Here is a 13,738-nt window from a genome sequence, read left to right on the forward strand (position 1 = left end):
ATCCCTACGCGTGCGCCGCCTCCTGCTCGCGGATCGCCTCCACGACTCTGCTGGCGAGATGCGGCGGCACCTCTTCGTAGCGCAGGAACTCCATTCCGAACTCGCCCTGACCGCCCGTGATCGCGCGCAGATCGGGCGCGTAGGAGAGCATCTCGGCCATCGGCACCTCGGCTCTGACCTCGGTCATGCCGCTGCTCGGCTCCATCCCGAGCGGGCGCCCGCGACGGCTGTTGAGGTCGCCGATCACGTCGCCGACCGACTCCTCCGGCGCGATCACCGAGACGAGCATGATCGGCTCCAGCAGCACCGGCCGGGCGTGCTCGAGCGCGTCTCTCATCGCGTGCGCGCCGGCGACCTTGAACGCCATCTCGGACGAGTCGACCGAGTGGTAGGAGCCGTCGACCAGCCGCACGCGCACGTCCTTGACCGGATAGCCGGCGACGGTGCCGTGCTCCATCGCCTCCAGACAGCCCTTCTCGACCGCCGGGATGAAGCCGCCGGGGATCGCGCCGCCTCTGATCGCGTTGACGAACTCGAATCCGGCGCCCGCCTGCAGCGGCTCGATCTCGATTCTGCAGTCGCCGAACTGACCGCGGCCGCCGCTCTGCTTCTTGTGGCGGCCGTGCGCCTTCGCCTGCGCGCGGATCGTCTCCTGGTAGGGGACGCGCGGCGGCTTCAGCGTCACCTCGGCCCCGAACCGCTCGCGCAGCCGCGCGACGATCACCTCGACGTGGATCTGCGAGAGGCCGGCGACGATCTGCTCGCCGGTCTGCACGTCGCGGTGGAGGTCGATCGTCGGGTCCTCCTCCTGCAGCCGTCGCAGCGCGGTGAAGACCTTGTCCTCGTCGCCCTTCGTCTTCGGCTCGATCGCGAACGCCATCACCGGCGCCGGCAGCGGAATCGACGGCATCTCGATCGGCTCGTCGCGGGCGGCCAGCCAGTCGCCGGCGGTCGTCTCCTTCAGCTTCGCGACGGCGCCGATGTCGCCGGGGCCGAACTCGTCGACGTGCTCGGTCGCTCTGCCCTCGAACGCGAGCAGCTGGCCGATCCGCTCCTTCGCGTGAGCGCGCGTGTTGAGCACGTGGCTGTCGTGCGCCATCACGCCCTGGTAGACGCGGAAGAGGTTGATGCGGCCGGCGAAGGGATCGGCGCGCGTCTTGAAGACGTAGGCGTAGAGGTCGGCCTGCTCGTCGGGCTGGAGCGTCATGCCGGCGACCTCGAGGCCGCCGTGCTTGACCGGCGAGGGCAGGTCCTCGACGATCGCGTCGAGCAGCCGGTTGGTCGCGAGGTTGCGGGTCGCGACGCCGCAGGTGACAGGGAACAGGGCGCCGTGGTTGGTGCCCTCCTTGAGCGCGTCGACGATCTCCTGGTGAGAGATCTCCTCGCCCTCGAGGTAGCGCTCCATCAGCGCGTCGGAGTTCTCCGCGACCTCGTCCATCAGTCTCTCGCGGTATTCGGCCGCCTGCGCCTCCAGCTCGGCGGGTATCGGGATCTCGCGGCAGTTCTCGCGGCCGTCGCCGTCGTACGCGTAGGCCTTCATGTCGATCAGGTCGATCACGCCGCTGACGTCGTGCTCGCGCCCGATCGGGATCTCGGTCGCGACGACGTGCGGGCCGAACGAGGACTTCAGCGACTCGAGCGTGCGGAAGAAGTCGGCTCGTTCGCGGTCGAGCATGTTGACGAAGACGAGCCGCGCGAGGTCCAGCTCGGCGGCGCGCTGCCACAGCCGCACGGTCGAGACCTCGACGCCCATGACGGCGTTGACGACGAAGACGGCCGACTCGCAGACGCGCAGCGACCCGAGCGCGTCGGCGACGAAGCTCGGCTCGCCGGGCGTGTCGAGCAGGTTGACCTTGCGCTCCTGCCACTCGAACGAGGCCAGCGACGCGGAGATCGACATCTGGCGCGCCTTCTCGTCCGGGTCGGAGTCGGAGAACGTCGTCCCGTCGGTGACCTTGCCGAGCCGGCTGACGGCGCCGGCGGTGTAGAGCAGCGCTTCGTGCAGGGAGGTCTTGCCGCTGCCGCGGTGACCGACGAGGGCGACGTTCCGGATCCTGCCGGCGGACTTGTGCATGCCCGATCTCCTCTGCTCGAGTGTGATCGGACACTACCCCTGGCGACCGGCCCCCGCCAAGGGGCCGGTCAGCCTGAGGTCAACCGAGGTTTCAGATGCCGGCTTCGGCGTCTTCGCTCTGCAGCCGCGAGCGCAGCCGCAGGACGGCCTTCGTGTGCAGCTGGGAGATGCGCGACTCCGTCACCCCGAGCACCTCGCCGATCTCGCGCAGCGTCAGGTTCTCGTAGTAGTAGAGCGCGATCACCAGCTTCTCGCGCTCCGGCAGACGCGCGATCGCGTCGGCGACGCGGTCCTTCAGCTCGCTCGCGTCGACGATCTTCTCCGGATCCGGCGCGTCCGGATCGTGGAGCGTGTCGAGCAGCGATATCTGGTCGCCAGAGGCGTCCGAGACCGTCCACAGCTCGTCGAGCGCCGCGATCGTCGAGTTCGAGATCTGGATCAGCGCGTCCTGGAACTCGTCCATCGTCATGTCGAGCTCGTTCGCCATCTCCTCATCCGTCGGCGCGCGCTGGAGCTTGTGCTCCAGCTTCGCGTTGGCGCGCTCGATCTCACGAGCACGCGCGCGGACCGACCGGGGAACCCAGTCGAGCGAGCGCAGCTCGTCGATGATCGCGCCGCGGATGCGGGGGATCGCGTACGTCTCGAACTTGATCTCGCGGCCGAGGTCGAAACGCTCGATCGCCGAGATCAGGCCGATCAGTCCATAGGAGATGAGATCCGCCTCTTCCACGTGGGCAGGCAGTCCCGAGGCCATGCGCCCCGCGACGTACTTCACCAACGGTGAATAGGCAACGACCAGTCGCTCGCGGGCACGCCCGTCGCCGCTCGCTTTGTAGCGGCGCCACAGGTCCTTGAGCTCGATCGCTTTGACGTTTGTTTCCAGCGTCGCCCCCTCCGCCTACGCCCGAGGATGGCTGTTTGCGTATGCCGACCTCAGCCGCGAGGACTCTACCCGAGTGTAGACCTGCGTCGTAGAGATGCTCGCATGTCCGAGCAGCTCTTGGATCGAACGCAGGTCCGCACCGCCGTCCAGGAGGTGGGTCGCGAAACTGTGCCGGAGGGCGTGCGGGGAGACCCCGCCGGCCGTCGAGACGCCTGCCGCCTGCCGCGCCCAGACGCGCAGCCGGCGGCGCACGTCGGAGGTCGACAGGCGCCGTCCGGACTTGGAGAGGAAGAGTGCGCCGTCGCTCTCAGGCGTCGCCAGCGCGGGGCGGGCGCGCTCGAGGTAGCGAGCGATCGCGGCCAGGGCCGGCTCGCCGGTCGGCACGAAGCGGGTCTTGGAGCCCTTGCCCTCGACGCGGACGCGCTCGCCGTCGAACTCGATCGCGCCGACGTCGAGCGTGACCAGCTCCTCGGCGCGCAGGCCGGAGGAGTACGCCAGCTCGAACAGCGCGCGGTCGCGCAGCGACAGCGCCGTGTCGGCGGGGATGCGGTCGAGCAGCGCGGCGACCTCGGAGGGCTTCAGCACGTGCGGCAGCCGCTGCGCCTTGCGCGGGGCCGACAGCAGGTCGGCCGGGTTCTGCTGCAGCTCGCCGTGCTCGACGAGTGTGCGGAAGAGCGATCGCATCGACGCGAGCTTACGGGCAACCGTCGTCGGGGCCTGCCCATCGGCGGTCAGACCGGCGGCGTAGCGGCGCAGCGCCTTCGGCGTGATCGCGCCGGGGGCGAACCGCATCGACTCGGCCCACTGCACGAACTGGGCGCCGTCGACGGCGTACGCGTGGCGGGTCTTCTCGGCGGCGCCGCGGCGGCGCAGGTCCTGCTCTTGCAGCAGGAGCGCACGGCGCCAGGCGTCACCGAGCGGCGCGCCGCTAGGCTCCGTCGTCATGGCCTTGTTCTTCATCGATACCGACACTGGTCAGATCGCCACTCGCAGACAGCTTGTTGAGGCCGGTCTGATGACCGACACCGACGGGCCCGAACGCCCATGGTTTCGCATCCAGGGTACGGATGACGCGACGACCTTGTGGTACGCCGTGTTGCGGAAGCGGACACGTGGAATCTTCATCGGCGCTCTCGCTATTCGCCACAGCGACCATCATGCCTCTTTGCTGAACGAAGATTGGGAAGAAGTCACGGTCGAAGAGCTGCGTGCGTGGCCGGCGAACGGATCACCGCAGGAGGCGTGAATCGCCCGCCGTCACGGCGCCGAGGTCGTCCGATCGGCGCCGGCGGGCCGGCTCAGGCGATGTAGATCGGCGTTCCCACCGGCGTCAGGTCGTACAGCTCGATCACGTCCGGGATCGCCATCCGCACGCAGCCGTGCGAGGCGGCGCTGCCGAGCGAGTAGTCGGCGTCGGTCCCGTGGATCCCGGCCCCGCCTATTATCCCCATCCAACGCGCCTTCAACGGGTTCGACGGGCCGGGCGGGATCGCCGAGCCGGCGAGGTCGCCCGCCCAGGCGCTGTTGGGCACATTCCAGACGGGATCGACCGCCTTGTTCTCGATTCTGTACAGCCCGGCCGGCGTGTCGAGCCCGACCTGGCCGATCGCGACGGTGTACTGCTTCGCGACTCTGAGGTCCTTCCACAGCCGCAGCGTGAAGGTCGCGCGGTCGACCGTGATCACGGTCGGGTACTCCTTCGCCAGCTGCGCGGTCGTCGTTCTCGGCGCGACCTTCTCCGCGACCGGCTCGATCTCGCGGCTGCCGGAGACGGTCCGCAGCTCGCGCATGACGGCGCGGCGCAGGCGGCGCGCGTCGACCGTCACGCCGCTGACGCCGCCGACCTCGCCGAGCGAGTCGCCCGCGAAGCTGACGTGCGCGTCGGTCGGCGGGCGGTCGAGTCTTCTGATCGTGTCGGTGACGAAGCGGTCGACGGCGCGGCGGTCGACCGTCAGCTGCGCGCGCATCCGCACGTCGACGCTGCCGCCGGTGACCTCGCGGCTGACGCGGGCGAGGATCGTGCCTCTGCGGCTGTGCAGCAGCGCCTCGTCGACCATCGCGTCCCAGCGCGGTCTGACGTGGGCGATCCGCGGCGAGAGCACGTAGCGTCGTCTCTCGAAGGTGACGACGACCGGCTGCGCGAGCGGTCTGCCCAGCTCGCGCTCGAGCTTCGCGCGGGCGGCGGCCGGGTCGAGCCCGCCGAGACCGACTCCGCCGACGACGACGCCGTCGGCGATCGTGTCGCGCTTGCTGTGGTCGTAGGCGAACGCCCCGAATGCCCCCGCCAGCAGGATGGCGACGAACGTGACGACGATGATGAATCGGCGGCTGCGCATTTCCCCGGTTTCCCGAAAGGCAGTGTACGGGCGCTCCGGACGGAAGCGCGGGGCGGCTGTCGGCGGCTGCTAGGGCTTGCGCGCGACCGGGCGCCCGAGCACCGGGGCGAGCTTCGTCGCCAGCTGCGCCCAGTCGGCGGCGCAGATGACGCCCTCCTCCTCGCACAGCTCGCGGTTCCACGGGTGCAGGATCGTCGCCGGGACGATCCCCTCCTCCTGCGCCCGCAGGATGTTCTCCGGGCTGTCGTCGATCAGCACGTCGATCTCGATCTCGGTGCAGCGCGTGATCTTGTCGAACGAGCAGTACAGCTCGTCGTGGGGAAGGCCGATCTGGTCCAGCCAGGAAGCGGTCGCCGCGTGCGCGTCCTGCGCGCGATGGCTCGTCACGTGGATGAAGTGACCGGCCTCGTGCCAGTCGCGCACGACCTCGACGGCGCCCGCGTACGGCGTCGCGCCGAGCACGTGGACGGCGGCGTGGCTCTCGGCCGTCAGCGCCGCGACCTGCTCGGGGCGGAGCCGGTCGATGTCGTAGGTGATCTGATCCTCGTAGGCGAGCGCCACGCCGAAGCGCTTGCGCGCGAGCCTGGCGAAGATCTCCCAGTAGTCGTGGAGAGTCGAGTCGATGTCGATGGCGATCCGCATTGGTACCGGTAGGGTAGACACGCGATGGCGCGCGTGCCGACAGCAGCGGACGGCCTGCCAGCGGCCGGGGCCGCGAGCGCGCCAGCGGCCGAGCCGTGGCGCGCGATCGACTGGCGCTCGCACCAGCGCTGGGTGCGCGTCGACGGCCGTTGGGCGAACGTGATCTCACTCGGCGAGGGGCCGCCGCTGCTGTTCGTCCACGGCCTCTCCGGCTGCTGGCAGAACTGGTTGGAGCAGCTTCCGGCCTTCGCCGCGGCCGGCTACCAGGCGATCGCGGTCGATCTGCCCGGCTTCGGCGTCTCGCAGCTGCCCGAGCGCGAGATCTCGATCCCCGCCTACGCGGCCTTCCTCGACCGCCTGCTCGACGCGCTGGAGGTCTCCGGGCCGGCGACGGTCGTCGGCAACTCGATGGGCGGCTTCGTCGCCGCCGAGCTGGCGCTGGCGGTGCCGCAGCGGGTGCAGCGGCTGGTGCTGGTGGCGGCGGCCGGGATCTCCAGCGACCGCGCCAAGCGCGCGCCGATGGTGACGGGCGCCCGCGCGCTGGGGATCGTGACGGCGTGGGCGGCGTCGCGGCACGAGCCGTTCGCGCGCCGGCCGCGGCTGCGCAGGCTCGCGCTGCGGTTCGTCGTGCGCCACCCCGACCGGCTGTCGGCGCCGCTCGCGTACGAGCTGATGGAAGGCTCGGGCAGACCGGGCTTCGTCCCCGCCCTCGACGCGCTCCTGAGATACCCGCTGCGCGACCGGCTCGGCCAGATCGTCTGCCCGACGCTGATCGTCTGGGGCGACAGAGACCAGATCGTCCCCGTCGGCGACGCCCACCGCTTCGAGCGCCTGATCCCGGGCGCCCGCAAGGTGATCCTGCCCGACACCGGCCACGTCACGATGCTCGAGCGCCCGCTGATCTTCAACGGCCTGCTGCGGGGCTTCCTGGCGGAGTAGCAGCCGCCGGCGCCGGCCCGGCACCCGCCAGGCGCCGCCCGCGCCAGCATCGGCCCGCCGGCCAAGCCGACCCACCACCCCGACGCGGCTGTTTCACCGTCGGGAACGCTCAGTGTGTGACAGCGCCCTCTGAGGCGTTGCCGACCAGCTTCGCGTACTTGCGGATCGCCACGTCGACGTTGTGGTCGTGGCGCGGCGGCGGCTCGTAGGCCCGCAGCCGGTCCTCGATCTGCGCGTCGGTGAGGTCGACGTCGATCCTGCGGTTGTCGACGTCGATCGTGATCGTGTCGCCCGTCCGCAGCGCGGCGATCGGCCCGCCGTGGACCGCCTCGGGCGCGATGTGGCCGGCCATGAAGCCGTGGCTGGCGCCGGAGAAGCGGCCGTCGGTGATCAGCGCGACGCTGTCGCCGAGCCCCTCGCCGATGATCGCGGCGGTGACCGCGAGCATCTCGCGCATGCCGGGGCCGCCGGCCGGGCCCTCGTTGCGGATCACGACGATGTCGTCGGGCTCGATCTCGCTCGCGAGCACGGCTCTCATCGCCGCCTCCTCGCCGTCGAAGACCTTCGCCGGGCCGACGTGATGCCGTCGCTCGTGGCCGGCGAGCTTGATGACGGAGCCGTCGGGCGCGACGTTGCCTCTCATGATCGCGAAGCCGCCCGTCGCCTTGAGCGGCTCGTCGAGCGCATGGACGACGACCTGGCCGGGCGTCTCGACCGCCGCGTCGGCGATCTCACCGGCCGTCTGGCCGCTGACCGTGATCGCGTCGGCGTGCAGCGAGCCGTGCTCTCTCAGCCGCTTGAAGACGACCGGCACGCCGCCGGCGGCGTAGAGGTCGGTCGCGTTGTATCTGCCGCCCGGGGCGAGGTCGCAGAGCATCGGCGTCGCCTCGCTGATGCGGTCGAACTCGTCGATCTTGAGCGGGACGCCCATCTCCTTCGCGACCGCCAGCAGGTGCAGGACGGCGTTGGTCGAGCCGCCGCTCATCGCGACGGCGGCGATCGCGTTCTCCAGCGCCGGCTTGGTGATCACGTCGCGCGGACGCAGGCCGCGTCTGAGCACGTCCATCACCAGCTCGCCGCAGTCGCGCGCCACGTCGCGCTTTCTGCCGTCCTCGGCGGGCACCATCGCCGAGCCGGCGGGCGAGATCCCGAGCACCTCGAAGGCCATCGCCATCGTGTTGGCGGTGAACTGGCCGGCGCAGGCGCCCGCGCCCGGCGAGGCGGCCTGCTCCAGCGCGTGCAGCTCCTCGTCGCTGATCTTGCCGACGGCGTGCGCGCCGACCGCCTCGAAGACGTTGAGGATCGTGACTTCCTGGTCCTTGTAGATGCCGGGCCGGATCGAGCCGCCGTAGAGCATCAGCGAGGGGATGTCGAGGCGCGCGAGCGCCATCACGGTGCCGGGGATCGTCTTGTCGCAGCCGCTGATCACGACGATCGCGTCGAAGTGGTGGGCGCTGGCGACCAGCTCGATCGAGTCGGCGATCAGCTCGCGCGAGACGAGCGAGGCGCGCATCCCGGAGGTGCCCATCGTGATCCCGTCGGAGATCGCGATCGTGTTCAGCTCCATCGGCGTGCCGCCGGCCGCGCGGATCCCCTCTCTCACCCTCGCCGCCAGCACGCGGTTGTTGAAGTTGCACGGCATCGTCTCGATCCACGAGTGCGCGACGCCGACGATCGGCTTGGCGAGATCCTCGGCGGTGTAGCCGATGCCGTGGAGGTACGAGCGCGCGGCTGCGCGATGCGGCCCCTCGGTGAGGGCGCGGCTGCGGTGCTTGAGGTCGAACGGCGCGGAGCTCACGGCAGCGGGACTCTCCGGTCCCGTTCCGGCTCGGATCCGTCGCCGGGGCCGCCACCGTCGGGCCCGCCGCCTCTGCCGCTCGGCGCTTCGGGGCCGGCGGCACGCGCCCGCTCGCGCTCCCACTGCCGCAGCCGCCAGAGGTCGCGCTTGACCTGGCGCGGGTCGATCTGGCGGCCGGGAAGGTGCATGTTGGCGGAGCCGATCAGCCGCCGCTCATCGCCGGTCAGCGCCATCCACTTGGCGAGCATGTCGTCGGAGTCGGGCAGGCGCGGGCTGCCGTAGGGACGCGTCTCGTCCGGGAACTCGACGCAGTACTCGTTCAGCAGGCGACCGGTCTGCGGCACGTACGCGAGGATCGGCCTGTGCGGGTAGATCAGGTAGGCGTACGGCTCCTCGCGCAGCTCGTTGCGGCGCGAGAGCCGGTGACGGCGGGCGCCGCGACCGCGAGCGCGCTCGCCGAATCCTTCCAGCCGCTCCCACTCGCGCTGGCGGCGCGCGTCGTCGCGGCGCGCCTCGGCGCGCTCCGCGGCGTCAGCGGCCGCATCCGCGTGAGCGGCATCGGCGTCGAGCGCGTCGGCCGCCGGCGCGGTGTCGCTCGCGTCGCCGATCGGCGCGGTGTCGCTCGCGTCGCCGATCGGCGCGGTGTCGCCTGCGTCGCCCGCTCGCGTGGCGTCGCTCGCGTCGCCGGTCGGCGCGGTGTCGCTCGCGTCGCGCTTGCCGCGGCCAGCCTCCATCCCCCAGACGCGGATGAAGCCGAGGTCGCGGTACATCGCCCACTCCTCGTCGTTGACGCACGACTTCAGCAGCAGGCGGGCGCGGGCCTCGGCACGTCGCTCTCTGCCGGGGTCGAGGTCGAACTCGGCGGTCTGCGGAATCCGCCGGCGGCGGGCGCGGTGGTTGGCGACCGCGCGTCCGGCCCGCGGCAGCACCACCTCGCCGAGCAGCGCGAAGATGACGATCCCGGTGGCGGCGAGCGCGAGGACCACGGGCGCGTGTGCCTACTGCCCGCCCGACGCGCGCGGGAAGAAGATGACGCGATCAGCGTCGCGCGGAACCTCGTCGAAGCTGCGGGCCATCTGCGCCTCGCGCCGGCCAGAGCGATCGACGATCGGCACCGCCGCCCACATGCCGCTGTCAAGCTGCCGCCGGAACTCGGCGACCAGCTCGGCTTCCTGCTCACGCACGTCGACATCGCCCTCGGCGATCAGGACCTCACCGTGTCCCGGTCTCATGCGCAGGAACTTCATGCGCGGATTATGCCACCACTGTCCCAGAGCTACGCGTCCTCGCCCCCGCCGGGCGATTCGCGCCCGCCGTTCAGCGCCGGGGCTGGTTGTCGCGGATGCCGAGCGCGTCGACCGGCCCGGCGCCTCTTCCGATCTCGCGCAGCCCGTCGCGGACCGCCCGCGCCGCGACCGCCTTCGCCGCCCGTGCTGCCGCGACCGGCTCGTAGCCGAGCGCCAGATGCGCGGCGAGCGCCGAGGAGTGGGTGCAGCCGGAGCCATGGGCGGCCCCGTCGGGAAAGCGCGCGCCGGGGATCTCGACCAGCGTCCGCCCGTCGAACAGCACGTCGGTCGCCTGCTCGCGGTGGCCGCCGGTGACGACGACGATCGTCGGCCCGAGCGCGTGGATCGCCCGCGCCAGCTCGGGAGCGTCGGCCCGGGTCAGGTCCGCCGCGCCCGATTCCGCCTCCCCCGCCCCGCCCGCTCCCTCCGCACCGCGCGCGCTCGCGCTCCCCGTGCCGCCCGCGCCCGCACGCGCGATCCCAGCCGCGATCACGCGCGCCTCCGGCACGTTCGGCGTCGTGACCGTCACGCGCGGCAGCAGCTTCGTCACGAGCGCGTCGCGCGCATCGTCCTGCAGCAGCTGCGAGCCGGACTCCGAGACCATCACCGGGTCGAGCACGATCGGCGTCGCGGGCGGCAGCTCGTCGAGTGCCGCGACGACCGCGTCGATCGTCGCGACCGTTCCGAGCATGCCGATCTTGACCGCGTCGACGCCGATGTCGCGCGCGACCGCGCGCACCTGCGCGACGATCATCTCCGGCGCGACCGCCACGACCGCGTCGACCGCGATCGTGTTCTGCGCCGTCAGCGCGGTGATCGCCGTCATGCCGTGTACCCCGCAGGCCGCGAACGCCTTCAGGTCGGCCTGGATGCCGGCGCCGCCGCCGGAGTCTGAACCGGCGATCGAGAGCACCGCCGGGATCGTTCTCGCAGTCACGGCGAGCAGCTTAGGACGTTTGCCGCGGACGACGCCCGCGGGCTGCCAGCGGTGCGGCTCGCGCGCGCCGCCGGGACTCGGGAAGCAGCTATCGAGCGCGGCAGACATAGCGTCCTCCCTCCGCGCGCCACACCAGTCTCCGCAGCTCGAGCTGCGCCAGCCCGGCGAGCACGCTGTCGAGTCCCGTTCCGTCCGCCGTCAGCGCGGCGACGGTGTCGCAGCCGCCGCCGACCCGCTCCAGCAGCGCACTCAGGTCGCCCGGCAATGCCGCCGGCGTGGGCGCTGTCGCCGTCAGCTGCCCTGCCTCCGCGCCGTAGAGCAGCTCCAGCACGTCGGCCGCCCCGCGGACCAGCCGCGCCCCGTCGACGATCAGCCCGTTCGCGCCTGCCGACGCCGGCGAGGTCACGAGCCCCGGCATCGCCGCGACGTCTCGGCCCAGGTCGAGGCTCAGCGTCGCCGTGATCAGCGAGCCGGACCGCTCCCCCGCCTCCACCACGACCGTCAGCCGGCCGAGCGCCGCGATGATCCGGTTGCGCGCCGGAAAGGTCCAGCGCCGCACGGCCGCGCCCGGTGGCAGCTCCGAGACGACCGCGCCTGCCGCCGCGATCCGCGCGTGCAGCTGCCGCTTGCTCGCCGGATACGCACGCTCGGCGCCGCCGGCCAGCACCGCCACCGTCGTGCCGGCGCTGTCGAGCGCGCCGAGATGGGCCGCGGAGTCGATCCCCAGCGCCATCCCGCTGACGACGGTCAGCCCGGCCGCCGACAGCCCGCGCCCGAGCCCGCGCGCCTGCTCCAGCCCGTACGGCGTGCCGCGCCGCGCGCCGACGACCGCGACGCAGTCCTGCTCCACGAGCGCGACGAACCGGCCCGGATCGCCGAAGACGTGCAGCACCGCAGGCGGGTCGGGCAGCTCTCGCAGCGCCGGCGGGTAGCGCCGATCGCAGCGGCAGATCGCCGTCACGGCGCGGTCGTCGCAGCGCTGCCGGGCCGCGGCGGCGGAGAAGTCCTCCCACTCTGCCCTGAGCCGCTCTCGCCGCTCTCCGCCGAGCGCCGCGATCAGCTCCTCGTCGGTGAGCGCGAGCAGCGCCGGCAGCGGTCTGCGCGCGGCCCATGCCAGCTCGATCGCGCCGGCCAGCCGTGCGATCAGCCATGTGCGCCGCAGGCAGACGGCGCAGGCCCCCGTCCCGGCTCCGTTGACGCTCACGCGGCCACCTCCCAGCTGTCGGCGACCCGCAGCCGCAGCGCGAGCGACTGCATCACGTCATCGACACCGACGCCGTCGCGACCGTCGAGGTCGGCGATCGTGCACGCGACCCGCAGCACGCGATCGTGGCCGCGAGCGCTCAGCGCGCCGGCGTCGTAGGCGCGGCCGAGCGCCCGCTGCGCCGCCTCGTCGGCGCGCACGTGCGAGCGCACCAGGCGCGCGTCGAGCTGCCCGTTGCAGCTCGCCGCGCTGTCGCGCAGCCGTCGTGCCTGGCGCTCGCGCGCCGCCAGGACCCGCTCGCGCACGACCGCCGAGGAGGAGTGTGCCGGCGCCCGCAACTGCTCCGCGCTCGGCCGCGAGACCGTCATCAGCAGGTCGAGCCGGTCGAGCAGCGGCCCGCTCAACCGCCGTCGGTGTCGCGCCAGCTCGGCGTCGCTGCAACTGCACGGGCGCTCACTGCCGGCGTAGCCGCACGGGCAGGGATTGGTCGCCGCCACCAGCATGAAGCGCGTCGGGAACAGCAGCGCGCGCTGCCCGCGCACGATCGTCGCATGGCCGTCCTCGAGCGGCTGTCGCAGCGCCTCCAGGCTCGGACGGGAGAACTCCGACAGCTCGTCGAGGAACAGCACTCCGTGGTGGGCGAGGCTCGCCTCACCGGGCATCGGCACCTGTCCGCCGCCGACCAGCCCCGAGGCCGAGATCGTGTGGTGCGGCGCGCGGAACGGACGGGTCCGCGCGAGGCCGGGATGTCGCTGCACGCCGGCGGCGCTGTGGATCCGCGTCACCTCGAGCGCCTCGTCGAGCGACAGCGACGGCAGCAGCGACGGCAGCCGCCGCGCGAGCATCGTCTTGCCGCTGCCGGGCGGCCCCTCCATCAAGAGGTTGTGACCACCGGCCGCGGCGATCTCGAGCGCCCGCAGCGGCAGCACGTGCCCGCGTACATCAGCGAGGTCGATCTCGGTGTCCGGCGAGTCCGGCAGCGCTTTCTCGGCCGGTGGCAGCTCCGGGACCGTGCCTCCCTCCAGCACCTCCGCGACGTCGCGCAGGCTCGCCACCGCCGCGACCTCGATCCCTTCGACGAGCGCCGCCTCACGCGCGCGCTCGCGTGGGACGATCAGGCCCCTGAGCCCGCTCCTGCGCGCGCCTTCGGCGGCCGAGAGGACGCCCCGGCAGGGGCGCAGCTCACCGCCGAGCGACAGCTCGCCGAAGACCGCCCACCGCTCCAGTCCCTCGGCCGGGCACTGACCGCTCGCGGCGAGCAGACCGACCGCGAGGCCGGCGTCGAACCCCGGCCCGACCTTCGGCAAGCTCGCCGGCGCGAGATTGGCCGTGATGCGGCGGGCCGGGAACTCGAAGCCGCTGTTGAGGATCGCCGCACGCACGCGATCGCGTGACTCGCGAACGGCTTTGCCCGCCATGCCGACGACACGGAAGGTCGGCAGGCCGGGGCGGACGTCGACCTCGACCCAGACGGGCCTGGGGTCGATTCCGTCGATGGCGAAGGTGGCGACACGGCTGAGCACGGCCGCCACGCTACGGGAGCAGATGCAACAGCGGACACGCGCTTTGCAACAATTCTGCGGATGCGGAGAATTGTTACACTTTCTCCTGCAAATCGTTGCAATTGAGCGGTGAAACG

General features: G+C 72.1%; 13 protein-coding genes. 2 read left to right on the top strand and 11 right to left on the bottom strand.

Features of this window, described 5'->3' with window-relative positions; all coding sequences use genetic code 11:
* Window positions 1–4: 4 nt before the first annotated feature.
* From fusA to Q7L73_RS06665, 3 genes are all read right to left on the bottom strand, one after another.
* Window positions 5–2,074 (bottom strand): elongation factor G, encoded by a 2,070-nt coding sequence (fusA, locus tag Q7L73_RS06655; protein ID WP_304687303.1) that lies wholly within the window; start codon window positions 2,072–2,074, stop codon window positions 5–7.
* Between the two features lie 91 nt (window positions 2,075–2,165).
* Window positions 2,166–2,957 (bottom strand): RNA polymerase sigma factor WhiG, encoded by a 792-nt coding sequence (gene whiG, locus Q7L73_RS06660; RefSeq protein WP_304687871.1) that lies wholly within the window; start codon window positions 2,955–2,957, stop codon window positions 2,166–2,168.
* A gap of 15 nt (window positions 2,958–2,972) precedes the next feature.
* Entirely contained in the window at window positions 2,973–3,902 is a 930-nt protein-coding gene (locus tag Q7L73_RS06665; protein WP_304687305.1) for a tyrosine recombinase XerC, read from the bottom strand.
* Here Q7L73_RS06665 and Q7L73_RS06670 point away from each other — a divergent pair.
* Window positions 3,901–4,203 carry a hypothetical protein gene (locus Q7L73_RS06670; protein ID WP_304687307.1) on the top strand — a complete coding sequence of 101 codons (303 nt, stop codon included), beginning with the start codon at window positions 3,901–3,903 and terminating at the stop codon, window positions 4,201–4,203. The two genes, Q7L73_RS06665 and Q7L73_RS06670, sit on opposite strands and share 2 nt — an antisense overlap.
* A gap of 52 nt (window positions 4,204–4,255) precedes the next feature.
* Here the strand turns inward: Q7L73_RS06670 and Q7L73_RS06675 are convergent, their stop codons facing one another.
* Together Q7L73_RS06675 and Q7L73_RS06680 are read right to left on the bottom strand one after the other, a co-directional pair.
* Window positions 4,256–5,293 (bottom strand): L,D-transpeptidase family protein, encoded by a 1,038-nt coding sequence (locus Q7L73_RS06675; protein WP_304687309.1) that lies wholly within the window; start codon window positions 5,291–5,293, stop codon window positions 4,256–4,258.
* Between the two features lie 69 nt (window positions 5,294–5,362).
* Window positions 5,363–5,935 carry a hypothetical protein gene (locus Q7L73_RS06680; RefSeq protein WP_304687312.1) on the bottom strand — a complete coding sequence of 191 codons (573 nt, stop codon included), beginning with the start codon at window positions 5,933–5,935 and terminating at the stop codon, window positions 5,363–5,365.
* A 24-nt stretch (window positions 5,936–5,959) separates the two neighbouring features.
* On the opposite strand from Q7L73_RS06680, the gene Q7L73_RS06685 reads away from it, so the two are divergent.
* Window positions 5,960–6,874 (top strand): alpha/beta fold hydrolase, encoded by a 915-nt coding sequence (locus Q7L73_RS06685; RefSeq protein WP_304687314.1) that lies wholly within the window; start codon window positions 5,960–5,962, stop codon window positions 6,872–6,874.
* Window positions 6,875–6,983: 109 nt separating this feature from the next.
* Here Q7L73_RS06685 and ilvD read toward each other — a convergent pair whose 3' ends face one another.
* The 6 genes from ilvD to Q7L73_RS06715 form a co-directional block, all read right to left on the bottom strand.
* Window positions 6,984–8,672, bottom strand: coding sequence for a dihydroxy-acid dehydratase (gene ilvD, locus Q7L73_RS06690; protein ID WP_304687315.1), 1,689 nt, complete (start codon window positions 8,670–8,672; stop codon window positions 6,984–6,986).
* Window positions 8,669–9,658 carry a hypothetical protein gene (locus Q7L73_RS06695; protein ID WP_304687317.1) on the bottom strand — a complete coding sequence of 330 codons (990 nt, stop codon included), beginning with the start codon at window positions 9,656–9,658 and terminating at the stop codon, window positions 8,669–8,671. Before Q7L73_RS06695 ends, ilvD begins: the two co-directional genes overlap by 4 nt.
* Window positions 9,659–9,670: 12 nt before the next feature.
* Window positions 9,671–9,919: a hypothetical protein gene (locus Q7L73_RS06700; RefSeq protein ID WP_304687318.1), complete on the bottom strand. Its 249-nt coding sequence runs from the start codon at window positions 9,917–9,919 to the stop codon at window positions 9,671–9,673.
* A gap of 70 nt (window positions 9,920–9,989) precedes the next feature.
* Window positions 9,990–10,895 (bottom strand): hydroxymethylpyrimidine/phosphomethylpyrimidine kinase, encoded by a 906-nt coding sequence (locus tag Q7L73_RS06705; RefSeq protein WP_304687320.1) that lies wholly within the window; start codon window positions 10,893–10,895, stop codon window positions 9,990–9,992.
* An 88-nt stretch (window positions 10,896–10,983) separates the two neighbouring features.
* Window positions 10,984–12,099 (bottom strand): DNA-processing protein DprA, encoded by a 1,116-nt coding sequence (gene dprA, locus Q7L73_RS06710; protein ID WP_304687322.1) that lies wholly within the window; start codon window positions 12,097–12,099, stop codon window positions 10,984–10,986.
* Entirely contained in the window at window positions 12,096–13,622 is a 1,527-nt protein-coding gene (locus tag Q7L73_RS06715; protein WP_304687324.1) for a YifB family Mg chelatase-like AAA ATPase, read from the bottom strand. The genes dprA and Q7L73_RS06715 overlap by 4 nt, the downstream gene beginning before the upstream one ends.
* Between the last annotated feature and the right edge of the window lie 116 nt (window positions 13,623–13,738).

The sequence above is a fragment of the Conexibacter sp. CPCC 205762 genome, assembly GCF_030646155.1.
Taxonomy (GTDB): Bacteria; Actinomycetota; Thermoleophilia; order Solirubrobacterales; family Solirubrobacteraceae; genus Conexibacter.